This window comes from Streptomyces sp. NPDC059201 (assembly GCF_042754585.1).
GTDB lineage: Bacteria > Actinomycetota > Actinomycetes > Streptomycetales > Streptomycetaceae > Streptomyces.
Genome location: NZ_JBHZBB010000014.1, coordinates 155573 through 180962 on the forward strand (window position 1 = coordinate 155573; position 25390 = coordinate 180962).

A 25390-nucleotide genomic window follows, 5' to 3' on the forward strand; every position below is an offset into this window, starting at 1 on the left:
GCGCCGCCCCTTCCGTTCAGCCCTGCACGCGCCGGACGGGCATCAGGACGTGGGCGCAGTCCCCGAGCATCTCCTCGTCAGAGACGAAGGCGCGCAGCTTGTCCTCGTCCACGGGCTGTCCGGGGACGCCCTCGGCCCAGGGGCGCACCGAGCAGAGGAAGTAGACCTTGCCGGTCTCGCGGGCGGCGGTCTGCCACTCGGCGGGCACCGGACACTGCACCTTGAGGAAGGGCAGGGTGAGCACCGCGGTACCGGCCTCGACGAGCAGCGTGGCGCTGATCCCCGCGTCCTTCTCCAGGTCGAAGAGCCGGTCGCCGACGGAGAGGCCCATGGACTCCAGGGCCGCGCGCATCGCCTGCTGACCGGCTTCCGGCCCGTCGCGGCCGTCGCCGAGCGAATACGCCATGAGGAAAGGCGTGCCGGCGGAGTCTTCGGTGACTTCGCTGGACCACGGAATCACCGTGAGCGTGCCCAGCGGAGAGACGCTGCGCGCCTCGGAAAGGACGTGGGGAGTGGTCATGGAAGGGGATGCTAGTGGGGCAACCACCCTTTCCCCGTACCGAATTCACTCATCCGGCCGACATTCGCCCGCTCGAACTCCCGGCCGCAACGAACACGGGTTTTCATCGTTGTGCCCTGAGGCCCCTTGTCGACGCCAGGAGATCGCCGATGCCTTTCCCGCGCCGTGTCGCCCTCCGGTCCCTGTTCGCGCTGGCCGTCACCGCCGCCACCGGCGGCGCCCTCGGCCGGATCGCCGCCCGCTCCCCGGCAGCGGACCCGTACGCCTTCGACGAGATGTACGCGGGCCGCCGCATCCGCGGGCTCACCGGTCCGGGGGGTGAGCCGGTGGCCCTGGTGGACGGCCGGCCGCTGCACCTGATGCGGTGCGCCGACGGCGGCTGGGTGACCCCGCTCGACCACTACGAGTCCTGCCCGACCCCGCTCGCCGCCACCCGGGCGGCCGTGGACGCGGCGGGACCGGCCCCGCTGTCCCGGTACGCGGCGGGGCACGGCCTCCACTCCGACCCGACGGGAGGGAACCCGCGTGGTGTACACGCGTAAGAACCAGCGCGACCTGACGACGGCCGAGCGCCGAAGGTTCGTGGCCGCGGTGCTCGAACTGAAGCGCCGCGGCACGTACGACGAGTTCGTCCGCACGCACATCGACCACTACACCGCCGACGGCGCCGGCCGGCTGCGGACCGCGCACATGGCGCCGAGCTTCCTGCCCTGGCACCGGAAGTTCCTGCTGGAGTTCGAGCGGGCGCTGCGCCTGGTCGACGCGGCGGTGACGGTTCCGTACTGGGACTGGACCCGGGACTCCACCCCGGCGTCCTCGCTCTGGGCGGAGGACTTCCTGGGCGGCAACGGGCGCCGCTCGGACCTCCAGGTGACCACCGGCCCCTTCGCGTACGCCAGGGGGAAGTGGACGGTGAAGCACGCCATGACCGAAATCTCGTACCTGACCAGGGACTTCGGCCGCCCGCGCGATCCGGTCGCGCTGCCGACCGCGGCCCAGCTGGACGAGGTGATGCGGGAGCGGGCGTACGACACGGCGCCCTGGAACTCGACCAGCGCCTCGGGCTTCCGCAACCGGCTGGAGGGGTGGGCGCCGGGCTCGGGCAACGAGCGGTTCCGGATCCACAACCGGGTGCACCGCTGGGTGGGCGGTCTGATGCTGGGCGGCGGCTCGGTGAACGACCCGGTGTTCTGGCTGCACCACTCGTTCGTGGACCTGGTGTGGTCGCGGTGGCAGCAGCGCAATCCGGGGGCCGCGTACCTGCCGGCGGAGCCGCCGCCGCTGGGCGACGCCCAGTACCGGAAGGTGGTGGCGCGGCACCAGCCGATGGCGCCGTGGGGCGTGACGCCGGCGGAGATGTTCGACCACAGCGGGATCTACCGGTACGCCTGACGGGGCGGGCGGCCCCCGGACGTGGACGTCCCCCCGGCCCTGGTGGGGCCGGGGGGACGTCCGGGGCTGCGCGGGGGCCGGGTCAGCCGCCGTAGCCGCCGTCCTGGTGGTGCGGGGTGTCGATGTTGGCGCAGCTGTTGCCGAAGGCCGGGTTCAGCAGGCCGATGACGCTGACGGTGTTGCCGCAGAGGTTGACCGGGACGTGGACCGGGACCTGGACGGCGTTGCCGGAGGCGACGCCCGGCGAGTGGGCGGCGACGGCCTCGGCGCCCGAGTCGGCGACGGCCAGGCCGGCTCCGGTGAGGGCGACGGCACCGGTGCCGGCCAGAACGGCGGCAGCCTTGGCGATGCGAGACATCAGAACTCCTTGAATGGGTCGAGCGACCGCAGGGATCACGGCCGTCACTTCCGTTCAACGCCGTACCACGGGCCGGGTCACGGCCTTTGGGCCGAACGGGAGGGGGAAATCGGAAAATCCCGCGAGGGGTGGGGAAGGGGATGGTCCGCGGCCCGGTGACCGCCCGCCGTCGGATACGACGGGCGACCCACCGGACCGCGGGCCGCGGCCATGCGACAAGCCTTCCGGTGCAACGACGAAAAGCCCGTGCGGTAGCGGGGAAGAATCGTGCCTTCACCCGCGCGGACCGCTCCCGCACAGAATTCCGAAATGGGGGTCGTCGGCGCGGATTGTGGCAGGCGGTTCGGGTCAGCGCGCCTCGGGGGCGAGGCCGAGCTGGGAGTCGAGGCCGCCGCTGAGCATCGGGGAGGCGAGGCCGAGCTCCGGCGCGTGCAGGTCGGGCAGACCGGCCAGGCCGTCGCCGCCGGGGGCCTCGACGGGGTTGCCGAGGGTGGCGCCGGGGGTGGAGGCCCGCATCTCGGAGTGCGGGCTGGCGAAGAGCGCCCGGCCGGGCCGGCTGCCGTCGAGGACCTCGGGGAGCGGCGCGTCCACGACGGTCTCGGGCAGGGTGCCGGTGAGCGGGACGCTCGGCAGGGTCACGTCGGGCAGCGCGCCGAGGCCCTTCTGGAAGCCGGTGGGGGCGCCGGGGACCGGCACCGGGACGCCGGACGCGACGGTGGGGGCGTCCATCGGCAGGACCGGGTCGAGGCCCTGGAGGGGGACGATCACCGGAGCCTCGACGGCGGCGGCCGGAACGGCCATGGCGGCGGAGGCGAGCGCGGTCATGAGGAGTCCCATGCCGGCGTGAGAGCGCAGAGTCATGCCGTGTGAACGAGCCTCTTGGCCGAAACGTCGCGCCTGCTTCCCCCATGTGCAGCAACGCCCCAGGCCCCCACCGGTCACGGCGGGGGCCTGGATTGACGCCTCATCAGCTCTTTCGGTACGTCAGTGGCGACGGCTCCGGACGAGGCGGCCGCCCCGGAGCTGGACGACGGTGCCGCCGATGATGAGGGCGGCACTGACGGCGGCCGCTCCCCACAGGGCGGGATCGCTGCCCGTGTCGGGGAGTTCGGGCTTGTCGGGCCCGTGCGGCGGGGTGGTGGGGGCCGTGGTCGGAGGCGTGGTGGTCGGCGCGGTGGGCTCGCACCCGGGCTCCGGCTCCTCACCCGGCTCGGGCTCCTCGCACTCGGGCGGCTCGTCCGGGTTCGTGGGTGGAGTCCACGGCGGGGACGTCGGCGGAGTCGTCGGCGGGGTGGTGGGCGGGGTCGTGTGCGGAGGAGTCGTGGTCGGCGGAGTCGTGTGGGGCGGAGTGGTCGGCGGAGTCGTGGTCGGCGGCTCCGTCGGCTCCTCGCACCCGGGCTCCGGCTCCTCACCCGGCTCGGGCTCCTCGCACTCGGGGGGCTCGTCCGGGTTCGTGGGCGGGGTCCACGGCGGGGACGTGGGCGGAGTGGTCGGCGGAGTCGTGGTCGGCGGCTCCGTCGGCTCCTCGCACCCGGGCTCCGGCTCCTCGCCCGGCGCCGGCGCCTCGCACTCGCCCGGCGGGTAGGTGGGCGGAGTGGTCGTGGGCGGGGTCGTCGTCGGCGGAGTGGTCGTCGGCGGCTCGGTCGGCGGATGCGTGGGGGGCGTCGTGGGCGGCTTCGTGGGGGGCTTCGTCGGCGGGTGCGTGGGGGGCTTCGTCGGCGGGTGCGTGGGGGGCTTCGTCGGCGGGTGCGTGGGGGGCTCGGACGGCTCCCCGGGCTCCTCGCCGTAGCCGCCGTCGGGTTCCTCCGTCGCGTGGGCGCAGAGGTCTCCGACGGCCGACGCCACGTATCCGCTCACGTCCATGCCCGCGCCGCAGAGTTCCGGCGGGAGGGGGGCGTGGGCCTGGCCGTTGCCGGGTCCGGGTGTGTCGCCCGAGCCGGGCTGCGCGTTCGCGGCCAGAGCGAAGCCGCCGGTCAGCGACAGCAAGCCGGTCGCTGCCGCCGCGGTGAGTACTTTCCTGCTGATGATGGACCGCATACCGCTCTTCCTCGGGAGAAAGGGAGAGACCGGCGAGGATCCCCCCTCGCTCCGTCCGGCCGAGTCCCCGCTGACGGTTCGCGTGGGACGGTCCCGAGAGTAGGGAGCGGCACACCGTGTGGAGTCGAGGCCACACGGCGACCGGTCAGAAAATCATTCGATCAGCCGCCGAGCGGGTTGACCGGGAGACCGCCGACCAGCGGGAGGCCCTTCCCGGTCTGGTTCAGCTGCGTCGCGGTGTCGGTGACGGACTTGACCGGGGAGCCCTCGGTGGTGCTGCTGAGCACGTCCGACTTCAGCCCGTTGGCGGCGATCGCCTCCAGGCCGCCGTTCAGGCTGGTCGGCGTCAGCGCCTGCTGGGCCATGGCGGGGGCGGCGGCGCCCAGGGCCATGAGCGAACCGGCGACGACCGCGGCGACCTTGGTGGGCTTCATGGGGAGAATCCTTCCTCTGTACTTTCAACTCGCGTTCCACACAGGGTTCTTGGGAATTCCCGTGCGTCGTTCTGTCTTCTGTAACGAGAGGTTCGCTCCCCGGAAACTCCAGGAGGAAGGATTTCTCGACAAGGCACCCGATCGAAGGCGACCAGTGCTATTTCCGGATGACCGGGCGCACACATGCCCGTACCGGCCCGGCGGGAGGCCGGACCGGTACGGGTCGGGAGTGGTGCGCTCTGCTCAGCGGACCGGCAGCGGCGGCTTCACCGGCAGCTCGGGCGCGGCCACCGGCGGCTTCACCGGCGCGTCGACCGGCAGCTCCGGCGCCTCGACCGGCGGTTCGACGGGCAGCTCCGGTGCCTCGACCGGCAGCGCCGGCAGCGCGGGCAGGCCCGCCAGGTCCGGCGCGGGCAGGCCGCTGCCGAGCACGGCGGCGACGGCGAGGTTGACCAGGGAGGTCAGCGTCGCCGTGACCTGCGGGGTGACCCCGGCGGCGTCCCCGGAGGTGGCGGCCGCGACCAGTCCGGCGACGGCCTTCTCGACGGTGGCGAGCGCGTCGCCCACGAGATCCGCGGGTACGGCCTTCCCGCTCTTCACCGCGACGGGCAGCGCGCCCGGCGGCTGCACGGGAAGCTCGGCCGGCGGAGCCACGGGGGCCTCCACGGCCGGCGGGGTGACGGGCGCGTCCACCACCGGCGGGGTGACCGGGGGTTCCGGCAGCGGGGCGGGGGCGGCCTGTCTGGCCTGGTCGACGGCGGCCTGGATCTTGGCCTTCAGGGCCTCCGCGTCGGCGGCGGGGACCTGACCCTCGTCGGCCTTGAGGGCCGCCGCGACGAGTTCGGTCACGGGGGTCGTCACCCCGCCGACGTCACTCAGGGCCTTCGTCTGCTTCAGCAGCGCGGCCGCGTCGGGGAGCGGAGCGTGGGCGGCCAGGTCGGCCGCGCGGGACGGATGGTGTTCGTCGGCGATGGCGGGTCCCGCCGTGCCGAGGGTGATGGCGGCGGATATCGCCAGGGCGGTGAATCGGCGTGAAGCCAGGGGACGCATATGTGTTCCTTTTCCTTATGCGTCGGACAACTGCTCTCCCACCGTGCCTGCGGGTATAGCCCTCCGCAACCGGGGAACTACTGAGCGCCACGCCTCCGTTCGAGTGAATCCGCCCTCCGGCCTGCCCCTCCGAGGGGCGTACGCCGTTGCACCGGGCGGCGCGCGGGGGTGCGTCCGAACGAGTACCGACCCAGTGACCGCAAGGGAAAAAGCCGGTGCGCCCACCCGACGGGGGGCGCACCGGCTTCGGAAGGACCGATCCGACGTGAAGGGATCAGAAGTTGGCGCAGAAGTTGCCGAAGGCCGGGTTCAGCGCGCCGATGACGCTCACGGTGTTGCCGCAGACGTTGACCGGCACGTGGACCGGGACCTGCACGACGTTGCCGGAGCCGACACCGGGGGACTTCACGGCGGCACCCTCGGCGAGGGAGTCGGCGGCGGCGGCACCGGCGGCACCGGCGACCGCGGCGGCGGCACCCACGGTCAGGACTACGGCCTTCGCGATACGGGACATGGAGAAGTTCTCCTCGATCGAATTCCAACTCGGACTGCGCGGACTGTTCGGCCCGGCTCCCTCAACAACGCTTCGGTTTTCCATCGGTTGCTCTCCCGAACGGGTGACGTTCAACCGATCTTTGGGCTGTGTGAGGGCCATTCGAGCGACGGGCCGGGGAATGGCGCAACACGCACAACGAGGAACCGGCAGCGTGGATACGGGAGTTAGCGTTTCCGAGCATCTAATGCTTACTATCGCTCCGCGCCGGGGTTATAACGTTCCCGAACGTTGCTTCCGGGCCCGCCGCGCGTTCACCCATTTCGTGCGGACGACACCTTCCCCTCCCCCGGTCTTCACGGGTCTTCCCTTCCTTCTCTCATCAAAGCGGAGAACCTGTATGCGGAATTCAGCGGTTCCTGCTGTGCGTCGCAGCGTGTTGTGCGCCTTGTCGTGCGCGGTTCTGACGGCCGCGCCGCTCGCCTCCGCCGCCCCGCCGCCCGCGCCCGGGGAGGCGTCCCGGGTCCCCTTCGCCGCGCGCTACCAGGCCGAACTGCACGGCGGGATCGTGCGCGCCGCCAACGCCTCGGCGAAGGGCGCCCAGGGCACCGAGACCTCCAACGACGGGGCGTCGGTCGGCTACGTCGACGTGGACGACGACCCCCTCACGTACAACTCCAGCCGCGCCGAACTGCCGGTGCCCGCCGGGGCGCGGGTCGCCTGGGCCCGGCTCTACTGGGGCGGCAACCTGCGGGTGGGCGAGCAGAAGCCGCCGAAGGACAACGGGCGGGTGCTGATCGCGGAGCCCGGCGGGCGGTACAAGGCGCTCCTCGCCGACACCCTGGTCGGCCACCGCACCGCCGACGGCGCCGACGCCTTCCAGGCGAGCGCCGACGTCACCGAACTGGTCCGGTGGGCCGAGCCCGGGCAGTGGACGGTCGCCCAGGTGAACGTCGCCATGGGCCGCAGCGCGGTGGGCGGCTGGGGCGGCTGGACGCTGGTCGCCGCGTACGAGAAGGACGGCGAACCACTGCGCCGGCTGAGTGTCTGGGACGGCTTCGAGACGGTCGGCCCGCGCGCCGGCGAGCTGCGCGTCGCACTCGACGGGCACCGATATCCGAAGGGCGCCGAGGGGCGGCTCGGAGTGATCGCCTATGACGGCGACCGGGGAACTTCCGGGGATTACCTGGAGGTGCGGACGAGTCGTCAGAAGTCCACTCTGCTGGGCGATTCCGCCAATTCCGTGAACGACGTCCTGAACTCCAGCATCACCGAATTCGGCAAGGCCGGGACCACGCGCTTCCCCGCCGCCGGAAACACCCTGGGGTACGACTCCGACGTGTTCGATCTGCGGGGGGCGCTGCACCACGGGGCCGACCGTGTCCATGTCCGGCTGGGCAGCCGTCAGGACACCGTCTGGCTCGGTGCGCTCTTCCTGCAGGCGGACGTACGGCGCTGACGTGCGGGCCCCGATCGAGGCGGACCCCGGGTCCGTCACCGTCCTGCACGCGGTCCAGCCCGGCGACGGCGGCGTCGCCCGGGTCGTCGTCGACCTGGTGCGCGCCCAGCGCGCGGCCGGGCTGCGGCCCGTCGTCGCCTGCCCGCCCGGCACCGCGCTCGCCGCGGAGCTGCGCGCCGAGGGCGCCGAGGTCCACGACTGGCGGGCCGGGCGCGACCCCGGCCGCGCGCTGGTCCGGGAGACCCGCGACCTGGCCCGGGTGGTCCGGGCCGTGCGGCCCGCGCTCGTGCACGCGCACTCGGCGAAGGCGGGCCTGTGCGCCCGGCTCGCGGTGCGCGGCCGGATCCCGACCGTCTACCAGCCGCACGCCTGGTCCTTCGAGGCCGTCACCGGCGCCACCGCCGAACTCGCCCGCCGCTGGGAGCGGTTCGGCGCCCGCTGGACCGACCGGATCCTGTGCGTGAGCGGGGCGGAGCGGCGTACCGGCGAGGAGGCCGGGGTCGAGGCGGCCTGGTCGGTGGTGCACAACGGCGTGGACGTGGCGCGTTTCGCGACCGACGGGCCCGCCGGGAACCCGGCGCCGACCGTGGTGTGCGTGGGCCGGCTCTGCCGGCAGAAGGGCCAGGACGTGCTGCTCGCCGCCTGGCCGGCGGTCCTCGCCGAGGTGCCGGACGCGCGTCTGGTGCTGGTCGGCGACGGGCCGGACGGCGAGGCGCTGCGGGCCGCCGCCGGGCCCTCGGTGCGGTTCACCGGCGCCGTCGGCGACACCGTGCCCTGGTACCGGGCGGCGGACGTCGTCGTGCTGCCGTCCCGCTGGGAGGGCATGGCGCTGGCGCCGCTGGAGGCGATGGCGGCGGGCCGGCCGGTCGTCGTCACCGATGTCGACGGCGCCCGCGAGAGCCTGCCGCCCGGCCATGAAGCCCCGTGCCTGGTCCCGCCCGAGGACCCGGCCGCCCTCGCCGCAGCCCTCGGCCGCCTCCTCGGCCGGCCGGAGTTGCGGCACCGCCTGGGCCGTGAGGCCCACGAGCACGTCCTCAGCAGTTTCGATGTGCGGCGCACCGGCGCGGCCGTCGCGGAGATCTACCGCGAGCTGGCCGGAGTGCGGGGCACCGAGCACAGAGAGCCGATTGCGCAGTGACCACGGAAAGTACGAGCGTTCCCTCCTCACCCGGCCCGTGGCCGGTCGCGGGTCCGGCCTTCGGGTCGGCCTCGCTCGCCCCCCGGCGGCGGCTGTCCGGCCGGCTCGCGCTGCCGCGTCACAAGCCGGCCGACGCGCGGCCGCGCCCCGGGGCGGTGACGCTGCGGGCCGTCGACTGCCTGGCCGTGCTCGCCGGTGCCGCGTTCCTCGCCCCCGCCCATCAGGACCCGCGGCTGCTGCTGCCGGTCGCGGCGCTGCTGCTCGTCCTCGACGGGCGTGGCGGGCTCTACCGGCCTCCGGCGCACGTCCGGCTGCTCGACGAGCTGCCCGCGCTGGCCTCCCGGGCCGGGGTGGTGTGGTGCGTGGCGGCCGCCGCTGCCGCCGCCTGGTCGACCGAGCTGGCGATCGGGCCGCTGCGGCTGTGCGGGGCGTACGCCGCGCACGTCGGCGTCGCGGCCCTGCTGCGGGCGCTGCTGCTCGCGCGCGGGCGGCGGATCGCCCGGGAGCGGCCCCGGTCGGCCCTGGTGGTGGGTCCGCCGGCGGCGGCCCGCCGGTTCGCGGCGGCAGCCGTGCAGCACCCGGAGTACGGGATGCGGCCGGTGGGTGTCGTGGGGCTGCCGGAGGGGACGGTCGGCGAGCAGCGCCCGCTGGAGCCGGGGCTGCCGCTGCTGACGACGGCGGAGGAGATCCGCCGGGCGGTCATCCAGAACACGGTCCGCGAGGCGGTGTTCCTCTCCGACGAGCCGGAGCTGGTGACCCTCTTCCAGCACTACGGCTGCGCGACCTGGCGGGTCGGCGGGGAGCGGCGCGAGGGGCCGATGGGCGAGCACGTGTGGGGGTACGCCCGCCGCCGGCTGATCCCGGCGACCGAGCGGCCCGGGGCGCTGGCCAAGCGGGCCCTGGACATCGCGCTGGCCGGTCCGGCGCTGGCGCTCGCGCTGCCGGTGCTGGCGGTGTGCGCGCTGGCGGTGCGGCTCTCGGACGGGCCCGGGGTGCTGTTCCGGCAGGAGCGGGTGGGCCAGCACGGGCGGCACTTCACGCTGCTGAAGTTCCGTACGCTCCGCCCGTCCGACGAGACGGAGTCGGCGACCCGGTGGAACGTGGCCGGGGACCGGCGGATGAGCGCGGCGGGCGGCTTCCTGCGGAAGTCCTCGCTGGACGAGCTGCCGCAGCTGTGGAACGTGCTCCGCGGCGACATGAGCCTGGTCGGGCCGCGGCCCGAACGCCCGTACTTCGTCGCCCAGTTCAGCAAGATCCACGCGGGGTACGCGGCCCGCCACCGGATGCCGGTGGGGCTGACCGGTCTGGCGCAGGTGCACGGGCTGCGCGGCGACACCTCGATCGAGGACCGCTGCCGCTTCGACAACCACTACATCGACCACTGGTCGCTCTGGCAGGACGTCTGCATCCTGGTGCGCACGGCCGCCGGGCTCGTCCGACCGACGGGGAGCTGAGGATGGCCACGGCCGTGTCGACGGCGCCGGTCCTCACGGGGACGCCGGACGTCCGGGACTGGGCCCGCCGGGCCGGGGTGCTGTCCCCGGTCCTCGCGGTGATCGCGCTGCTCCTGGTGCCGGGCCCCGAGGGGTCGCAGGGCGGGACGGGCGGCACCGGCACGCTCGCCGACGCGGCCTCCGGTCTGCTGGTGCTGATCTGTCTCGTACGGCTCCTGCGGGGCGGCGCCCGGCCGCTGACCCGGACGGCGGCGGTGGTCCTCGGGCTGCCGGTGCTCGGGATCTGCCTGGCCGCGGTGACGTCGGGGGATCCGGCGTCGAGCCTGCCGGGCGTCGCCCGCTACCTCCAGGTGTTCGTGCTGGTCCCGGCGGCGGTGCTGCTGATGATCCGCGACCGGCGGGACTTCGCGGTGGTGGCGTGGGGGCTGGTGGCGCTGGCGCTGCTCCAGGGCGCGGTGGGCGTCGGGCAGTTCCTGACGGGGACCGGCGCCTCGTACCAGGGCGAGGACATCCGGGCGGTCGGCACCTTCGGGGCGACCGACGTGATGGGCATGGCGACGGTGGTCTCGTACGGGCTCGTGATCGTCACCGGGATCGCGCTCGGCAGTCCGGCCGGCCGGGTCCGCACGGCCGCGCTGGTCTGTGTGGGGCTGCTCGTGGTGCCGCTGCTGCTGTCCTTCAGCCGGGGCGCGTGGATCGCGACCGTGCTGGCCTGCGGGATCCAGCTGCTGCTGGGCGGGGTGCGCCGGGCGGTGCGGGTGGTGCTCGCGGTGGGCGCGCTCGCGGTGGTGCTGGTCGGCGGCCTCGGGCTCGGCTCCGAGATGGTGAAGGAGCGGGTCACGAGCATCACGCGGGTGACGGCGGCGCCGGACCAGTCGGTGACGGACCGGTACACGATGTGGGCGGCGGCCGGTCGGATGTGGCGCTCGGAGCCGCTGACCGGGGTGGGGCTGAAGGGCTTCCCGCACCACCGGGACTCGAACGCCTCGGTGGCGCTGTCGTCCGGCAGCGACACGGCCGGCGCGGGCGCGGGCTTCCAGCGGCAGCCGCTGCTCTCCCCGCACAACATGTACCTGCTGGTCCTCAGCGAGCAGGGGCTGATCGGGCTCCTCGCGCTGGCGGGCAGCTGGCTGGCCCTGCTGGTGGGCGCGCTGCGGCGGCGCCGGTCCGGCGCGGAGTGCGCGCTGGTCGCGGGCGGGCTGCTGTCCTGGCAGCTGATCGACTTCTTCTACGCGGACATCGGCGGCCCGTCGACGGTGCTGATGTCGGTGGTGTTCGGCCTCGCGGCCTGGTGGGCGCTGGCGCCGCGCCCCGAGGGCCCGCTGGAGGTGCGCGGTGCGTGACCCGTGGGCCGGTCCGCCGGATCCCACGGACGCGTCCGTCGCGCCCCCGGGGTCCGGCGGTCCCGCCGTCCCGCCGTGTCCGCCGGGCCCGCAGCACGGCGAACCCCTGACCGACCCCTGGTCCCCCATGCCCCCGGACGCCACGGACTCCCCGTGCGCGCCGGGGGCCGTCGTGCTGCCGGGGGCGGGTACGGGGGCGGCCCCTGGCCCCGGAGCCGTACCCCTCGTGCCGTCCGACGCACCCGGCGCCGCCACCGCCACGCTCACGGCCCCTCCGCGTACCGGGCGGCGGGCGCACGCGCGGGTGCGGGCGCGGGCGGCGGCCGGGCAGGGGCGCGGTTTCCTGGCCAAGGCGGCGGCCGTGACGGCAGCGCTCACGGCCCTCGGGGCGGTGCTCGGGCTCGTACGGGACCAGATCCTGGCCGGGTACTTCGGCGCGGGGGCGGAGACGGACGCCTTCCTGGTGGCGTGGACGGTGCCGGAGTTCGCGTCGACGCTGCTGATCGAGGACGCGATGGCGCTGATCCTGGTGCCCGCGTTCTCCCGGGCGCTGGCCCGCCGTCCGGGGGCGCTCTTCGGGGATCCCGTACGGGACCTGGTCCGGGGGACGCTGCCCCGGCTCACCCTCACCGTCGGGGTCGTCGCGGCCGTCCTGATCGCGGCCGCCCCTGCGGTCGTCTCGCTGCTCGCGCCGGGGCTCTCCGACCCGGGGCTCGCGGTGGACTGCACCCGGCTCACCGCGACCTGCGTGCTGACGTTCGCGCTGGTCGGCTACTGCTCGGCGGCCCTGCGCGCCCATCACGTCTTCCTGCCGCCGGCCGCGATCTACGTGGCGTACAACGTCGGCATCATCGGCACGATGGTGCTCCTGCGCGACCCGTGGGGGGTGCGGTCGGCCGCCGCCGGGGTCGCCGTGGGCGGGGTGCTCATGGTGCTGGTGCAGGCGCCGGCGCTGGTGCGCGAGCTGCGGGCGCGGCCCGTGCCGTCGCGGGAGCCGGAGACGCTCGCGCCGGGGCTCGGCGGGGACGGGCGGCTGATCGTCCTCGGGCTGATCGCGCCGGTGGTCGCCTTCTCGCTGACCCGGCAGTCGCAGACGCTGATCGAGCGGTTCCTCGCCGCGCCGCTGCCGTCCGGGGCGATCTCGCACCTGAACTACGCGCAGAAGATCGCGCAGCTGCCGATGATCCTCTCGCTGATGCTGTGCACGGTCAGCTTCCCGGTGGTCGCGCGGGCGCTCGCCGCGGGCGATCCGGAGGGGGCGCGGCGCCGCGTCGAGCGGGATCTGCTGCTGGCGGCCGTGGTGGTCCTGGTGGGCGCCTCCGTGGTGATCGCCGCCGCGCCGAAGATCGTCGAACTGCTGTTCCAGCGTGGCGAGTTCGACCGTACGGACACGATCGCCACCGCCGCCGTCATGCGGGTCTACGCCCTCGGACTGCTCGGCCAGACCATGGTCGGCGCCCTCGTCCGCTGCTACTTCTCCGCCGCCCGCCCCCTCTGGTACCCGGCCGCCGCCATGGCCGCCGGGCTCGCCGCCACCGCCGCCGCCGGAGTGCCCGGCGCGCGGGCCTGGGGCGCCGTCGGCATCGCCGCCGCCAACGCGCTCGGCATCACCCTGACCGCCGTCCTGCTGCTGCGCGGCGCCCACCGGCAGACCGTCCCGGTGCGGCCGGGCCGGCTCGGCGAGGGCCTGCTGCGGCTCGCCACGGCGGCCGCCTGGGCGACCGGCGCGGGCTGGCTCTGCTCGATGGCGATCGGCCCGCCCCTGGTCTCCGTCGCCGTCGCGGGCCTCGTCGTCGCCGGCGTCTTCCTCGCCTTCATCGCCTGCGCCGCCAAGGCGCCGGAGATCCCTCCCCTCCCCCACCGTTCCACCCGACGCCGAAGGACCGCCCATGCCCGCCCCCACCGCGCTGCGCCGTCTGCTGCCGAAGCCGCCCCTGTGGGCGAAGCCGCCCCTGTGGGTGGCGATGTACCACTCGATCGCGGAAACCGGTGACGATCCGTACCGGGTGACCGTCTCCCCCGTGCGCTTCGCCCGCCAGCTCCACTGGCTCGGCGACCGGGGGCTGCGCGGGGTGTCGATGCGGGAACTGCTCGCCGCGACCGCCGAGGGGCGCGAGAAGGGACTCGTCGGCCTCACCTTCGACGACGGCTACGCCGACTTCCTCGACTCGGCGCTGCCGCTGCTGCGCCGGCACGGCTTCACCGCCACGGTGTACGTCCTGCCGGGCCGGCTCGGCGGCGTCAACGACTGGGACACCGACGGCCCGCGCAAGTCCCTGCTCACCGAGGAGGGCATCGAGCGGATCGCCGCCGCCGGCATGGAGATCGGCTCGCACGGCCTGACCCACCGCCGGCTGCCGGAGGCCGACGACGCCACCCTCGCCGACGAGACCCGGCACTCCCGGGCCCTCCTGGAGGAGATCACCGGCGGCCCGGTCGACGGCTTCTGCTACCCCTACGGGGCGGTCGACCCGCGCGTGGTCCGCGCCGTGCGCAAGGCCGGGTACGGCTACGCCTGCGGCATCGACCCCGGACCGCTGACCAGCGCGTTCGCCCTGCCACGCGTCCACATCGGCGAGGACGACACCTCCTGGCGGCTCACCGCGAAGCGGGCCCTGCACCCGCTGCGCCGCCGCCACCCCGCCGAACTGATCCCCGCCCAGACGAGCCCGGCCGCGGCGGTGCTGGGATGAGCGCGCTGAAGGTCCTGCACGTCATCACCGGCCTCGGCATCGGCGGCGCCGAGCAGCAGCTGCGCCTGCTCCTGCGCCACCTCCCCGTCCAGGGGCGGGTGGTGACGCTCACCAACCCGGGCCCGGTCGCGGTCGGCATCGAGGCCGACGGCACCCCGGTCACCCATCTCGGCATGACCGGGAACCGGGACCTCGGCGCGCTGCCCCGGCTCGCCCGGATCGTCCGCGAGGGCGGCTACGACCTCGTCCACACCCACCTCTACCGGGCCTGCGTCTACGGCCGGCTCGCCGCCCGGCTCGGCGGCGTCCGCCGGGTCATCGCCACCGAGCACTCGCTCGGCACCACCCAGATCGAGGGCCGCCCGCTGTCGGCGGGCACCCGCGCCCTCTACCTGGCGTCGGAGCGGCTCGGCACCTCCACGGTCGCGGTGTCGGCGAGCGTGGCCCGCCGGCTCGCCGACTGGGGGGTCGCGCCGGAGCGGATCGAGGTCGTGCCGAACGGCATCGAGACCGGCCGCTTCGCCTTCGCCCCCCGCGCCCGCCGCCTCACCCGGGGCGTCCTCGGCATCCCCGAGGACGCGTTCGTCGTCGGCGGGGTCGGCCGGCTCGCGCCCGGGAAGCGGTTCGACCGGCTGATCCGGGCCGTCGCCTCGGTGCCGGAGGCCCGGCTGCTGCTCGTCGGCGACGGCGAGCGGCGCGAGGAGCTGCGCGCGGTGGCCCGCGAGTGCGGCGCCGCCGGCCGCGTCCTCTTCTTCGGCGCCTGCGAGGACCCGCCGGCGGACGGACCCGCCGGGCCGATGCTCCCCGAACTCCTCGCCGCGATGGACGTCTTCGTCTCCACCTCGCCCGACGAGACCTTCGGGCTCGCCGTCGTCGAGGCGCTCGCCGCGGGACTGCCCGTGCTGTACGTGGCGTGCCCGGCGATCGAGGACCTGCCGGCGGACGCGGCGCCGGGCGCCCGCCGGATCGGCGAGTCGGTGCCCGAACTGATCGGCGCCCTGCGCGAGCTGCGGACCGCGCACGGCCCCCGGCCCGTACGCCTGCCCGCCCCCGCCGCCGCCCGCCGCTACGACATCGCGTGCAGCGCCGACCGGCTGATGACCCTCTACGACCAGGCCGTCCACGGCCGCCCCGCCTCGGTGAAGGCGCCCTGAAGCCCCTGCCCCGTCCCTCCGACGCCCCAGCGGCGTCCCGTGAAGCGAGAGAGCCCGTCATGACCACCACCCCACCCCGAGCCGTCCGCCTGCCCGCCCGACTGCGCTCCCCCGGCCGCTGGGCGGTGCTGCCCGCCGCCGTGGTCGCCGGAGCCGCGCTCGGCGGCGGCTACGGCGCCCTCACGACCCCCGAGTACGCCGCCACCAGCTACGTCATCGTCGTACCCGGCGAGAAGTCCGACCCGGCGGCCGCGCTCGGCTTCGCCCAGGCGTACGGCCGGGTCGCCACCGACATCGCGGTCACCGGCGACGCCCAGGTGTGGGCGGGCGTCACCGCCGCCACCCTCCGCGAGAGCGTGCGGGCGGAGACCTCGCCGGACGCGCCGATGATCTCGATCACCGCCCGGGCCGCGAAGGCCGCGCAGGCGGTCTCGATCGCCGACGGGGTGGCCCGCTCGCTGGTCGTCAACTCCACGCACGTCGCGGGCAGCACGGGCGTGAAGGTCGTCCAGTTCTCCCGCGCGACCAAGCCGCTCGCCCCGGTCTCGCCGTCCGCGCCGCTCTCCGCCCTGGTCGGCGCCTGTGCCGGCGGACTGCTCGGAGGGCTCGCCCTGCTCGTCCGCCCGAAGCGGGCCGCCGGGCGCGGCGAGGGCCGCCACTCCCGCCCTGCCCCCGCGCCCGCCCCCGGGACGGCCGGCGGCGCCTCCGTGCCCGCGCCCGCCGCCCACCAGCCGGAACCGGAGGCGGTGTGACCTTGGGAAGAACGCTGACGACCGCGCTCTGCCGTGACCCGGAGGAATTCGGGCGGCTGGCGGCCGAGTGGACGGCCCTGTACGGGCGCTGCTCCTCGGCCACCCCGTTCCAGTCCCACTCCTGGCTGCACTCCTGGTGGCTCTCGTACGGGCGTCCCGGCGCCCTGCGGGTGGTGCTCGTACGGGACGGGGGCGGCGCGCTCGTCGCGGCGGCGCCCCTGATGCGGGCGGCCGGCCCGCTGCCCGTGCTGACCCAGCTCGGCGGCGCCATCACCGACTTCACCGACGTCCTCCTCGACGACGAGCGGCCGGACGCGGCCGCCGCGCTGGCCGACGCCATCGCCCGTACGGCGCGGGGCGCGGTCGTCGACCTGCGCGAGGTGCGGCCCGGCGCCGCCGCCGAACGGGTCTTCGCCCACTGGCGCGGGCCGCGCCGCCGGCTCCCCGACTCGCTCTGCCTGGAGCTGCCCGCCGTCCCCATGGAGGGCCTGCTCGAACGGATCCCCTCCGGCAAGGCCCAGCGGGTCCGGGCCAAGCTGCGCAAGCTCGACGCCCTCGGCATCGACGCGCACGTGGTGACGGGACCCGACGTGCCGGCCGCCCTCGACCGTCTCCTGACCCTCCATCAACTCCAGTGGCGGGGCCGCGGGGTCACCGCCGAGCACACCAGCGAAAGGTTTGCCCAGCACCTGACCCGGGCGGTGCGGCCCATGGTGGAGCGCGGCGACGCGATGGTCACCGAGTTCCGGCTCGGCGGGGACGTCGTCGCCGCCGACCTCACCCTGATGTCCCCGCGCCTCGCCGGCGGCTACCTGTACGGCGCCGACCCGCTGCTGCGGGAGCGCAAGGTCGACGTCGCCGCGATGCTGCTGCGGCACGGGGCGCGCGAGACCAGCGCGGGCGGCCGGGCCACGCTGAGCATGCTGCGGGGCAGCGAACCGTACAAGCACCACTGGCGGCCGGAGCCGGTCCGCAACCGGCGGCTGCTGCTCACCGGTCGCGGCACGGCCCCGCTGCTGTGGCTCCACGCGGGCGCGGCGGACGCGCGGCGCTGGGCGGCCCGGCAGGCGCGGGAGCGGGCCTGGGCCGGCCGGCTCCTCGCCCGCCTGCCCGGCCGCGCCCCCGCGCCCGTGCCCGCGCCCGGCGGCTGACCTCAGAAGGGCCAGACGCCGTTCAGCGCCCCCTTCCAGTCTAGGTCGACCTCCAGGTCGTCCTTCCACCCGGTGTCCTTGGGCACACACACCGACCCACCGATCCAACTCTCCACCCAGTCCCCGAGCTCGACCTTCCAACAGTCGGGCTTGGGCTCAGGCTTCGGCTCAGGCTTCGGCTCAGGCTCGGGCTTGGGCTCGGGCTTGGGCTCGGGCTTGGGCTCGGGCTTGGGCTCGGGCTTGGGCTCGGGCTTGGGCTCGGGCTTGGGCTCGGGCTTGGGCTCCGGCTTCGGTTCCGGCTTCGGTTCCGGCTTCGGTTCCGGCTTCGGTTCCGGCTTCGGTTCCGGCTTGGGTTCCGGCTTGGGTTCCGGCTTCGGCTCAGGCTTCGGCTCAGGCTTCGGCTCAGGCTTCGGTTCCGGCTTGGGTTCCGGCTTCGGCTCAGGCTTCGGCTCAGGCTTCGGTTCCGGCTTCGGCTCGGGCTTCGGCTCGGGCTGGGTCGGATCCACAGGGTCGACCGGATCCACGGGGTCAACGGGATCCACAGGGTCGACCGGATCCACGGGGTCAACCGGATCCACCGGATCCACCGGATCCACCGGATCAACGGGCTCGACCGGCTCCACCGGCTCCACCGGCTCCACCCCATACAGCATTTCCCGGAAGACCCGGGACGACTGCGGATTCCGGTCGCACTGCCAGACGCCGTGCGGGCAGTAGTCCGTGATCGTGTGGTACAGCGGCTTGTGGTCGCGGATCCATTCCAGCATGCGCCGCATGTACGTCGGATTGTCGCCGTTCCGGAAGAGCCCCCATTCGGGGTACGAGATCTGCTTTCCGTGTTCGGCGGCGAAATCGACCTGCTTCTGGAGCCCGTACGGCTCGTTCACGTGCCGGTCGAAATCGGCGCCGGGAGGCTGGTCGTACGAGTCCATGCCGATGATGTCGACGACGTCGTCGCCCGGATAGCACTCGGTCCACGGCACCGCGTCCCGGCCCCGGCTCGGGTTGAAGTCGAAGCGGAACTTCTCGCCGGGCACGGACCGCATGGTCGTGACGATCCGGTTCCAGTACTTCTTCCAGGCGGTCGGGTCGGGAGCGCACCGGTGGGTGTACGTGGTGCCGTTCATCTCCCAGCCGAGGACGAGGACCGTGTCCAGGGCCCCCGCCTCGACGAGCCGGCGGGCGAGGGTGCGGAAGTGGTCGTCGTAGTAGCCCGCCGCGCCGAGCTGGAGCTGGCGGCGGACCTCCTGGTCGGAGACCCCCGCCTCGTTCCGCTCCAGCATGGGGACGTTGAGGACGAAGATCCGATCCCGCTTCGCGTTGCGCCAGTCGGCCCACGCGTCGAGGAAGCCGGGCGGGCCCTCGATGTTGGACCAGAGGTCGCCGGGCAGGTACGTGTGGCCGACGCGGAGCTCGCGGCCGCCGAGCCAGCGCTCCAGCTGGCCGATCCGGGCGACCCCGAGCTCGCCCGAATCGAGGAAGGCGCCCATGGCCGTGGTGCCGGGGAGAGTCGGACCGGGGTCCTCCGTCGTTAGGGATGCGGCGGCGTGGGCGGGTGCCGACAGCACGACCGAACCCGAGACGAGGAGGCCGGCGGTGATCACCCCCAGCCATGTCCTTCTTCTTCTGGGTGTTCCTCCGACAGGTTCCATGGCCGCTCCTTCACACGCACGCCATTTGACGCTCAGTCAATCCGATACTCCGAAAGTATTCCTAATGAGCCGACCGTGAACTCCGCTTTCCTCCGCTCCGTAGTCCATTAGAGGATTTCATCGCCCAGTTGGGGCACCCGAGATGAAGGTGCAATGCCCGTGCCGCCTTTCGACACCCGCGTACCCGCAGTCCTCGTGCGACTCGACCGGAATCCCTTCCATCACGGCACCCTGGGCGCCGCCCGCTCCCTGGGCCGGGCCGGGATCCCCGTCCACGCGGTCGTCGAGGCGAGCGAGAGCCCCGTCGCCCGCTCGCGGTACGTGCGCTCGGTCCGCCCCCGCCCCGCCTCGGCCGCCTCCACCGAACTGGCCGCGCTGCTGCTCCGGATCGCCGGCGAGATCACCGACACGCCGTCAGATCCCGTGCTCGCCGTCCCGCTGGACGACATCAGCGCCCTCGCGCTGGCCCGCCGCCGCGCCGAGCTCACCGGCAGGATCCTGCTGCCCGAGCAGACCGAGGAGCAGTTGCTGAGGGTCGCGGACAAGGCCGCCCTCGCCGGGACCTGCGCCGCACTGGGCCTGCCCCACCCCCGTACCGAACTCCCCACCAGCGCCGACGAGGCCGCCGCCATGGCCTGGTCGCTCGGGCTCCCGGTGGTCGCCAAGTGGAGCCGCCCCTGGCTGCTGCCCACCGGGACCGGGCTGCGCAGTACGACGATCCTCCGCTCGCTCGCCGAGGTGCGGGAGCTGTACGGGCGCACCCCGCAGGCCGGCAGCCGGCTGCTGCTCCAGGAGCGGCTGCCGCCGGGCCGGGACCTCGACTGGTTCTTCCACGGGTACGCGGACTCCGCCGGCCGCTGCGCCGCCGGGGCCACCGGCCGCAAGGAGCGCTCCTGGCCGGACGGCGCCGGGCTCACCGCCGTCGGCCGCTGGACGCCCAACGCGGACGTGGACCGGCTCGCCCGCGGGCTGCTCGACGCGCTCGGCCACCGGGGCGTGTGCGACCTCGACTTCCGGCTCGACCGGGCCACCGGCGCCTACCACCTGCTCGACTTCAACCCCCGGCCCGGCGCCCAGTTCCGGCTCTTCGCCGACCACCAGGGGCTCGACGTGGTGCGGGCCCTGCACCTGGACCTCACCGGCCGCCCGGTGCCGCCGCACTCCCCCGCGTACGGCCGCCGCTTCGTCGTCGAGAACTACGCGGCGCTCTCCCTGCTGACCTCCCCGGCACGCCGGTACGCCCCCGAGCGGGGCGCCGCCCGGGGGGCCGCCGAGCGCGCCTGGTTCGCCGCCGACGACCCGGCGCCCGCGCTCGCCATGGGCCGCGCCTGGCTCGCCCACCTGCTGCGCAAGGTCCCTGCGGCGGTGCGCCGGCGGCTCGCGGCCGGCCGCCCCCGGCACCCGGCCACCCTGCCCGGCCCGTCGGCCCGCGGCTCCTCCACCCAGCTCACCCAGCGATGACAACGGAAGACAGGATGGCGAACGCGATGGCGAAGGCGAACCCGGTGCACGACCTGGTGGTCGTCGGGGCCGGTCCGTACGGTCTCTCGGTGGCCGCCCACGCGGCGGCCCACGGCCTCGACCCGGTCACCTTCGGCCGCCCCATGGAGTCCTGGCACGCCATGCCCTCCGGCATGTTCCTCAAGTCCGAACCCTGGGCCTCGCACCTCTCCGACCCTGCGGGGGCGTACGGGCTCGACGCCTACGCGGCCACCCGCGGGGTCCGCGCCGAGCACGGCGTGCCGCTCCCGGTCTCCTTCTTCGCCTCCTACGGCGACTGGTTCGCCCGGCAGGCCGTCCCCGCCGTCGACGAGCGGCTGATCGTCTCGGTGGCACCCGCCCCGGAGGGCTTCGCCGTCACCACCGAGGACGGCGAGACGCTGCGCTCCCGCACGGTCGCCCTCGCCGTCGGCGTGCTCCCCTTCCTGGAGGTCCCCGGCCCGCTCCGGCACCTCCCCCGCCGGTACGTCACCCACTCCAGCCACCACGGCGAACTCGGCGCCCTCGCCGGGCGGGACGTCACCGTCGTCGGCGCCGGACAGGCCGCCCTGGAGACCGCCGCGCTGCTCGCCGAGGCCGGCGCCGCCTCCGTACGGATCGTCGCCCGCGCGGACCGGCTCCGCTGGAACACCCTGCCGCCCGCCCTCCACCGCGGCCCCTGGGCCACCCTGCGCGCCCCGCACACCGGGCTCGGCTGCGGCTGGCGGAACAAGCTGTACGCCGACACCCCGGGCGCCTTCCGGCGGCTGCCCGCACCGACCCGGGCGCGGCTCTTCGACTCGGCGCTCGGCCCGGCCGGCGCCTGGTGGCTGCGCGAGCGGTTCGCGGCCGTCGCCGACGTGCGGCTCGGCCACCGGATCACCGCGGCGGCCGTCACCGGCGACGAGCGGCTGCGGCTCGACGTCGAGGGCCCGGACGGGGCCACGGTCCTGGAGACCGACCACGTCGTCGCCGCCACCGGCTTCGTCCCCGCCCTCGACCGGGCCGGGGTGCTCGCCCCGGAGCTGCGGTCCGCGCTGCGTACGGTCGGGCCGGTCGGCGCCCCCGAGACCGGCGCCCTCTTCGAGTCCTCCTGGCCGGGCCTCTTCCTCGCCGGACTGCTCACCGCCCCCTCGTACGGGCCCTCGATGCGTTTCGTCCTCGGCGCGGGCTACACGGCGGGACGGCTGGTGAAGGGGGTACGGCGGCGGCTGCGCGCCGGGGGCCGCGGCGGCGCGGTGGGCCGGCCGCGCAGCGGCGAACGGGCGGCGCCGGTGGGGGCGTAGACGAGGACCGGCCCCGGGGAGCGGATGCTCTCCCCGGGGCCGGGCCGTGCCGTTCCGCGGACGCGGAGCCTGGGTCAGGCGTTGACGCAGACGTTGCCGAAGGCCGGGTTCAGCGCGCCGATGACGTTGATGCTGTTGCCACAGGCGTTGATCGGCACGTGGATCGGGATCTGGACGACGTTGCCCGAGAGGACACCCGGCGAACCGATCGCGGCACCGTACGCCTCGGCGTCGGCGAAGGCGGGCGTGGCCGCGCCCATGGCCATGATGACTCCGGCGATGACGGCGGCAGCCTTCTTGCACTTCATTTCGTCTGTTCCTTTCCTCGGCGGAAGATCGGCCTCCGCCGCACACAGGGACAACGACACCCTCCCGCGGAGGAAACCGTGCACGCGGTTCCGACTCCGGCTTTCACTCAATTGCGCGCACGACACAGGGCCGGAGGAAGGATTTCCTCCGGCCCTGCGGTGCGCTATCGGGATCAGCCGTTGCCGATTCCGTTCCCGGAGAGGACCGGGATGTCCTCCAGGATGTGCGACAGCGGCTCGTCGCCCTTGGCCTGGGTCGAGTTCTCCGCGCACTGCTGGTTCTGCGGGGAGGACAGGACGTTGATGTCCTGGACCGCGACCGGGACGAGGACGCCGACGACCGAGCCGACGTTGCCCTTGACCGGGGCGCCCAGGCAGAGCTTGTTCAGCGAGCCCTGGACGGCGGAGAACTGCGGGCTCATGTCACCGGCGGTGGTGGAGTTGCCGAACGCCTGGTGGGCGCCGTTCCCGGAGAGGGAGGTCGTGCCGCCGTCGTTGGCGATGGCCATCGCGGGGGCGGCGGCCGCGGCGGCGACGCCGACGGCCGAAGCGGTGACGGCCGCGGCCGTCATCATCTTCTTGATCACGGTGAATCCGTTCTGTTCCCACCAATCGACGTGATTGATGCGACCGGATCAACTGCGGCCGGGGAAGGAGGTTCCGGCGCTTCACCCGATCGACTGGGAACCCCGGCGAGCGCTGCCGTGCGCGCTCCGCCAACGGGGTGAAGGGGCGGAACCCGGCGCTCCGGGGCGAGTTGATCAGGGGGCTCCCTGCACGGAGCCGGTTCTAGAAGGGAACTACCGTGATCAAGAAGGTCATGGCCACCGCGGCCGCCGCCGCCTCGATCGTCGGCGCCACCGCCGCCGCGGCCACCCCTGCCCTCGCCATCGCCGACGACGGCGGCACCACCTCCAAGAGCGGCAACTTCGCCCACCAGGAGTACGGCAACTCCACCACGTACGGGAACATGAGCCCGCAGTTCGCGCTCGTCCAGGGCTCCCTGAACAAGCCGTGCGTGGGTCTGCCGGCCAAGCTCAACGCCGGTTCGCTCGTGGGCCTGATCCCGATCAGCGTCCAGGACGTCAACGTCCTGTCCTCCCCGCAGAACCAGCAGTGCGTCGAGAACTCGACGCAGGCCAAGGGCGACGAGCCGCTGTCGCACCTGCTGGAGGACATCCCGATCCTGTCGGGCAACGGCGTGGCCAACGGCTGACGTTCCGCCTCCCCGGCGACGTCCACGCGTCGAGGGGCCGCCCCGCCAGGGCGGCCCCTTTCGTGCGTACGGGCCCGGCTAGCGCGGCCAGACGGGGGTGGACATCAGCCGCTCCCACTCCCGGTCCGGCACTCCCGGCACCGCCCGGCCCGCCTGCGACCACTGGGTCGCCAGGGCCGAGTAGACGGGGAACTGCCGCTGGGACAGGATCCGGTCGGCGGTCGGCGGTTCGCTCACATACCGGCTCTTCGGAATGAAGGCCATCCGTTCCCATTTCCCGGGATTACCGGGATCCGGCGGCGCCATCCTCGCTCCTTCCGCTGCTATTCCCGCATCATTACACAAGCCTCGCAACGGAGTGATTCAGGCGCCCGAAGTCGCGTCGCGTATCTGTGTGCGAGCGGGTTCGAAATACCGTGCGGGCATGAGATTCCCGCGTCCGCGGCGGCTCCTGCTCGCACCGGTGGCGCTTCTCGCGCTCGCCCCCGGAGCCCTCGCCTCCGCCCTCGCACGTCCCACCGAACTCCCCTCCCCGGAAAGGGGACTGAACCTGCTCGTCGTCGGCGTCGACACCCGGGCGGGACTCACCGCCGACGAGAAGGAACGTTTCCGGCTCGGCGGTCAGGGCTGCGACTGCACGGACGTGATCATGCTCGTGCACGTCTCCGCCGCGAACGACCGGGTCAGCGTGGTCTCGCTGCCCCGCGACTCCCTCGCCGAACTCCCCGGCCCGCACACCGACCGGCGGACCGGCGCCGTCCACGACCCGCACCTCGCGAAGATGAACGCCGCCCACGCGGAAGGCGGTTCGTCGCTGGCCGTCGAGACCGTCGAGGCGATGACCGGACTCGACGTGCACCGCTACCTGGAGATCGACTTCCGGCGGTTCATGGACACCGTCGACCGGATCGACGGCGGTGTGGCCGTCTGCACGGCGACACCGCTGAAGGACTCGGCGACCGGGCTCGACCTCGCGGCCGGCACCACCCGGGTGGGCGGCGGGGAGGGCACGCAGTACGTGCGCTCGCGGAAGGCGGACGCGGAGATGGACTTCGGCCGCATCCGCAAGCAGCAGAAGTTCCTCGTCAACACGCTGGACCGGGTCAGGTCCGACGGGATCCTCGCGGACCCCGCGAAGCTGAAGGCGCTCGCCTCGACCCTGCGCGGCACGGCCGCCGCCGAACGGGGCATCTCGACCGCCGAACTCCTCACGCTCGCCGCCCGCTTGAAGGCGGTCGGCCCCTCCCGCTTCGAGCTCGCGACCGTGCCCGTACGGGGCTTCAACCCGAACATCGCGGGCGTCGGGTCCACCGTGGGCTGGGACGAGGAGGGGGCGGCCGAGGTCTTCGACCGGCTCCGCCAGGACCTCCCGCTGCCGCCCGGCGACGCCGTCGCGCCCAGCGAGATCCCGGTCGCCGACTACGAGCCCGCCCGGGGGTCTTCGCTCATCTGCCCGTAGGCCGTCCGGTGGACTTACCGGAACCTCCGCCTCTCACCCCAGTTGATCAGCACGGCTCGGCACTCAGCGCGAGTCAGTCATCGAAAGGCCAGAACATGAAGAAGCTCCTCGCGACCGCTGCGGTGGCTGTTTCGGTCGTCGGCGCGACGGCCGGGCAGGCGCTCGCGATCGCTGATGACGGTGGCACGACCTCGCTCTCCGGCAACGGCGCGCACCAGGAGTTCGGCAACTCCGCCACCTACGGCAACATGAGCCCGCAGTTCGCGCTCGTCCAGGGCTCCCTGAACAAGCCGTGCATCGGCCTCCCGGCCAAGGTCAACGCCGGTTCGCTGATCGGCGCCATCCCGATCGCGGTCCAGGACATCAACGTCCTGTCCTCCCCGCAGAACCAGCAGTGCGTCGAGAACTCCACCCAGGCCAAGGGTGACGAGCCGCTGTCGCACATCCTCAGCGACATCCCCGTGCTGTCCGGCAACGGCGCCGGCAACCACTGAGCGAAGCCGCTCGGCCACGGCGCGGCCCCGTCGCCCCTCTTCGGAGGGACGGCGGGGCCGTGTCCGTT

26 protein-coding genes and 1 pseudogene are annotated in these 25390 nt (G+C 74.2%); 16 read left to right on the forward strand and 11 right to left on the reverse strand.

Annotated elements, in window-relative coordinates; all coding sequences use genetic code 11:
• Positions 1-16 precede the first annotated feature (16 nt).
• On the reverse strand, positions 17-520 hold the full coding sequence (locus ACFXMG_RS34425) for a DUF5949 family protein (RefSeq protein WP_383824260.1): 504 nt from the start codon (positions 518-520) through the stop codon (positions 17-19).
• A gap of 149 nt (positions 521-669) precedes the next feature.
• Here ACFXMG_RS34425 and ACFXMG_RS34430 point away from each other — a divergent pair, with 149 nt between their 5' ends.
• Both ACFXMG_RS34430 and ACFXMG_RS34435 read left to right on the forward strand, forming a co-directional pair.
• Entirely contained in the window at positions 670-1062 is a 393-nt protein-coding gene (locus tag ACFXMG_RS34430; RefSeq protein WP_383824263.1) for a tyrosinase family oxidase copper chaperone, read from the forward strand.
• Entirely contained in the window at positions 1046-1912 is an 867-nt protein-coding gene (locus ACFXMG_RS34435) for a tyrosinase family protein (RefSeq protein WP_383824266.1), read from the forward strand. Before ACFXMG_RS34430 ends, ACFXMG_RS34435 begins: the two co-directional genes overlap by 17 nt.
• A gap of 82 nt (positions 1913-1994) precedes the next feature.
• On the opposite strand, the gene ACFXMG_RS34440 is transcribed toward ACFXMG_RS34435, so the two are convergent.
• The 6 genes from ACFXMG_RS34440 to ACFXMG_RS34465 form a co-directional block, all read right to left on the reverse strand.
• Complete coding sequence (locus ACFXMG_RS34440; RefSeq protein ID WP_383824269.1) at positions 1995-2270, reverse strand: chaplin; 276 nt, start codon at positions 2268-2270, stop codon at positions 1995-1997.
• Positions 2271-2618: 348 nt separating this feature from the next.
• Positions 2619-3131, reverse strand: a complete 513-nt coding sequence (locus ACFXMG_RS34445) for a hypothetical protein (protein WP_383824271.1) — start codon at positions 3129-3131, stop codon at positions 2619-2621.
• Positions 3132-3254: 123 nt separating this feature from the next.
• Entirely contained in the window at positions 3255-4307 is a 1053-nt protein-coding gene (locus ACFXMG_RS34450; protein ID WP_384120185.1) for a hypothetical protein, read from the reverse strand.
• A gap of 161 nt (positions 4308-4468) precedes the next feature.
• Positions 4469-4741 (reverse strand): hypothetical protein, encoded by a 273-nt coding sequence (locus ACFXMG_RS34455; RefSeq protein ID WP_351844552.1) that lies wholly within the window; start codon positions 4739-4741, stop codon positions 4469-4471.
• 243 nt (positions 4742-4984) lie between these two features.
• A complete protein-coding gene (locus ACFXMG_RS34460) occupies positions 4985-5791 on the reverse strand; it encodes a hypothetical protein (RefSeq protein ID WP_383827958.1) in 807 nt (268 codons plus the stop codon).
• Positions 5792-6065: 274 nt separating this feature from the next.
• The gene (locus tag ACFXMG_RS34465) at positions 6066-6305 is read right to left on the reverse strand and encodes a chaplin (RefSeq protein ID WP_383827956.1); all 240 of its coding nucleotides are present in this window, start codon (positions 6303-6305) and stop codon (positions 6066-6068) included.
• A gap of 379 nt (positions 6306-6684) precedes the next feature.
• On the opposite strand from ACFXMG_RS34465, the gene ACFXMG_RS34470 reads away from it, so the two are divergent.
• The 9 genes from ACFXMG_RS34470 (at position 6685) to ACFXMG_RS34510 (ending at position 17428) form a co-directional block, all read left to right on the forward strand.
• Positions 6685-7743, forward strand: coding sequence for a DUF3344 domain-containing protein (locus ACFXMG_RS34470; protein WP_383827954.1), 1059 nt, complete (start codon positions 6685-6687; stop codon positions 7741-7743).
• Positions 7709-8881 carry a glycosyltransferase gene (locus ACFXMG_RS34475; RefSeq protein ID WP_383827952.1) on the forward strand — a complete coding sequence of 391 codons (1173 nt, stop codon included), beginning with the start codon at positions 7709-7711 and terminating at the stop codon, positions 8879-8881. Before ACFXMG_RS34470 ends, ACFXMG_RS34475 begins: the two co-directional genes overlap by 35 nt.
• Positions 8878-10335 (forward strand): sugar transferase, encoded by a 1458-nt coding sequence (locus tag ACFXMG_RS34480; RefSeq protein WP_383827950.1) that lies wholly within the window; start codon positions 8878-8880, stop codon positions 10333-10335. The genes ACFXMG_RS34475 and ACFXMG_RS34480 overlap by 4 nt, the downstream gene beginning before the upstream one ends.
• A 2-nt stretch (positions 10336-10337) precedes the next feature.
• The gene (locus tag ACFXMG_RS34485) at positions 10338-11678 is read left to right on the forward strand and encodes an O-antigen ligase family protein (RefSeq protein WP_383827948.1); all 1341 of its coding nucleotides are present in this window, start codon (positions 10338-10340) and stop codon (positions 11676-11678) included.
• 127 nt (positions 11679-11805) lie between these two features.
• On the forward strand, positions 11806-13671 hold the full coding sequence (murJ, locus tag ACFXMG_RS34490) for a murein biosynthesis integral membrane protein MurJ (RefSeq protein WP_383827946.1): 1866 nt from the start codon (positions 11806-11808) through the stop codon (positions 13669-13671).
• Positions 13568-14371, forward strand: coding sequence for a polysaccharide deacetylase family protein (locus ACFXMG_RS34495; RefSeq protein ID WP_383827944.1), 804 nt, complete (start codon positions 13568-13570; stop codon positions 14369-14371). Before murJ ends, ACFXMG_RS34495 begins: the two co-directional genes overlap by 104 nt.
• 5 nt (positions 14372-14376) lie before the next feature.
• Positions 14377-15525, forward strand: a complete 1149-nt coding sequence (locus ACFXMG_RS34500) for a glycosyltransferase (protein WP_383827962.1) — start codon at positions 14377-14379, stop codon at positions 15523-15525.
• A 59-nt stretch (positions 15526-15584) separates the two neighbouring features.
• Positions 15585-16277 (forward strand): lipopolysaccharide biosynthesis protein, encoded by a 693-nt coding sequence (locus tag ACFXMG_RS34505; protein WP_383827942.1) that lies wholly within the window; start codon positions 15585-15587, stop codon positions 16275-16277.
• Positions 16274-17428, forward strand: a complete 1155-nt coding sequence (locus ACFXMG_RS34510; RefSeq protein WP_383827940.1) for a GNAT family N-acetyltransferase — start codon at positions 16274-16276, stop codon at positions 17426-17428. Before ACFXMG_RS34505 ends, ACFXMG_RS34510 begins: the two co-directional genes overlap by 4 nt.
• A gap of 647 nt (positions 17429-18075) precedes the next feature.
• Here ACFXMG_RS34510 and ACFXMG_RS34515 read toward each other — a convergent pair.
• Positions 18076-19080 (reverse strand): annotated as a pseudogene (locus tag ACFXMG_RS34515) (glycoside hydrolase family 26 protein); the annotation flags it as partial.
• Positions 19081-19233: 153 nt separating this feature from the next.
• Between ACFXMG_RS34515 and ACFXMG_RS34520 the strand changes: the two are divergent.
• Together ACFXMG_RS34520 and ACFXMG_RS34525 are read left to right on the forward strand one after the other, a co-directional pair.
• Positions 19234-20541: an ATP-grasp domain-containing protein gene (locus ACFXMG_RS34520; protein ID WP_383827938.1), complete on the forward strand. Its 1308-nt coding sequence runs from the start codon at positions 19234-19236 to the stop codon at positions 20539-20541.
• 44 nt (positions 20542-20585) lie between these two features.
• Positions 20586-21845, forward strand: coding sequence for an FAD-dependent oxidoreductase (locus ACFXMG_RS34525; RefSeq protein WP_383827960.1), 1260 nt, complete (start codon positions 20586-20588; stop codon positions 21843-21845).
• Between the two features lie 74 nt (positions 21846-21919).
• Here ACFXMG_RS34525 and ACFXMG_RS34530 read toward each other — a convergent pair whose 3' ends face one another.
• Together ACFXMG_RS34530 and ACFXMG_RS34535 are read right to left on the reverse strand one after the other, a co-directional pair.
• Complete coding sequence (locus ACFXMG_RS34530) at positions 21920-22153, reverse strand: chaplin (RefSeq protein WP_383827936.1); 234 nt, start codon at positions 22151-22153, stop codon at positions 21920-21922.
• A 173-nt stretch (positions 22154-22326) separates the two neighbouring features.
• The gene (locus ACFXMG_RS34535) at positions 22327-22740 is read right to left on the reverse strand and encodes a rodlin (protein WP_383827935.1); all 414 of its coding nucleotides are present in this window, start codon (positions 22738-22740) and stop codon (positions 22327-22329) included.
• Positions 22741-22958: 218 nt separating this feature from the next.
• On the opposite strand from ACFXMG_RS34535, the gene ACFXMG_RS34540 reads away from it, so the two are divergent.
• Complete coding sequence (locus ACFXMG_RS34540; RefSeq protein WP_383827933.1) at positions 22959-23369, forward strand: rodlin; 411 nt, start codon at positions 22959-22961, stop codon at positions 23367-23369.
• Between the two features lie 78 nt (positions 23370-23447).
• Here ACFXMG_RS34540 and ACFXMG_RS34545 read toward each other — a convergent pair whose 3' ends face one another.
• Entirely contained in the window at positions 23448-23606 is a 159-nt protein-coding gene (locus tag ACFXMG_RS34545; RefSeq protein WP_383827931.1) for a hypothetical protein, read from the reverse strand.
• 187 nt (positions 23607-23793) lie between these two features.
• On the opposite strand from ACFXMG_RS34545, the gene ACFXMG_RS34550 reads away from it, so the two are divergent.
• Together ACFXMG_RS34550 and ACFXMG_RS34555 are read left to right on the forward strand one after the other, a co-directional pair.
• Complete coding sequence (locus tag ACFXMG_RS34550; RefSeq protein ID WP_383827929.1) at positions 23794-24828, forward strand: LCP family protein; 1035 nt, start codon at positions 23794-23796, stop codon at positions 24826-24828.
• Positions 24829-24923: 95 nt separating this feature from the next.
• Positions 24924-25322 carry a rodlin gene (locus tag ACFXMG_RS34555; protein WP_376599753.1) on the forward strand — a complete coding sequence of 133 codons (399 nt, stop codon included), beginning with the start codon at positions 24924-24926 and terminating at the stop codon, positions 25320-25322.
• Positions 25323-25390 lie beyond the last annotated feature (68 nt).

What these genes read in the sequence shown, in the direction of transcription:
- ACFXMG_RS34430 (WP_383824263.1), top strand. Translation starts at nt 670, where the DNA reads ATGCCTTTCCCGCGCCGTGTCGCCCTCCGGTCCCTGTTCGCGCTGGCC.
- ACFXMG_RS34440 (WP_383824269.1), bottom strand. Translation starts at nt 2,270, where the DNA reads ATGTCTCGCATCGCCAAGGCTGCCGCCGTTCTGGCCGGCACCGGTGCC.
- ACFXMG_RS34550 (WP_383827929.1), top strand. Translation starts at nt 23,794, where the DNA reads ATGAGATTCCCGCGTCCGCGGCGGCTCCTGCTCGCACCGGTGGCGCTT.
- ACFXMG_RS34555 (WP_376599753.1), top strand. Translation starts at nt 24,924, where the DNA reads ATGAAGAAGCTCCTCGCGACCGCTGCGGTGGCTGTTTCGGTCGTCGGC.
- ACFXMG_RS34445 (WP_383824271.1), bottom strand. Translation starts at nt 3,131, where the DNA reads ATGACTCTGCGCTCTCACGCCGGCATGGGACTCCTCATGACCGCGCTC.
- ACFXMG_RS34450 (WP_384120185.1), bottom strand. Translation starts at nt 4,307, where the DNA reads ATGCGGTCCATCATCAGCAGGAAAGTACTCACCGCGGCGGCAGCGACC.
- ACFXMG_RS34460 (WP_383827958.1), bottom strand. Translation starts at nt 5,791, where the DNA reads ATGCGTCCCCTGGCTTCACGCCGATTCACCGCCCTGGCGATATCCGCC.
- ACFXMG_RS34530 (WP_383827936.1), bottom strand. Translation starts at nt 22,153, where the DNA reads ATGAAGTGCAAGAAGGCTGCCGCCGTCATCGCCGGAGTCATCATGGCC.
- ACFXMG_RS34520 (WP_383827938.1), top strand. Translation starts at nt 19,234, where the DNA reads ATGCCCGTGCCGCCTTTCGACACCCGCGTACCCGCAGTCCTCGTGCGA.
- ACFXMG_RS34455 (WP_351844552.1), bottom strand. Translation starts at nt 4,741, where the DNA reads ATGAAGCCCACCAAGGTCGCCGCGGTCGTCGCCGGTTCGCTCATGGCC.
- ACFXMG_RS34465 (WP_383827956.1), bottom strand. Translation starts at nt 6,305, where the DNA reads ATGTCCCGTATCGCGAAGGCCGTAGTCCTGACCGTGGGTGCCGCCGCC.
- ACFXMG_RS34505 (WP_383827942.1), top strand. Translation starts at nt 15,585, where the DNA reads ATGACCACCACCCCACCCCGAGCCGTCCGCCTGCCCGCCCGACTGCGC.
- ACFXMG_RS34470 (WP_383827954.1), top strand. Translation starts at nt 6,685, where the DNA reads ATGCGGAATTCAGCGGTTCCTGCTGTGCGTCGCAGCGTGTTGTGCGCC.
- ACFXMG_RS34425 (WP_383824260.1), bottom strand. Translation starts at nt 520, where the DNA reads ATGACCACTCCCCACGTCCTTTCCGAGGCGCGCAGCGTCTCTCCGCTG.
- ACFXMG_RS34495 (WP_383827944.1), top strand. Translation starts at nt 13,568, where the DNA reads ATGCCCGCCCCCACCGCGCTGCGCCGTCTGCTGCCGAAGCCGCCCCTG.
- murJ (WP_383827946.1), top strand. Translation starts at nt 11,806, where the DNA reads ATGCCCCCGGACGCCACGGACTCCCCGTGCGCGCCGGGGGCCGTCGTG.
- ACFXMG_RS34485 (WP_383827948.1), top strand. Translation starts at nt 10,338, where the DNA reads ATGGCCACGGCCGTGTCGACGGCGCCGGTCCTCACGGGGACGCCGGAC.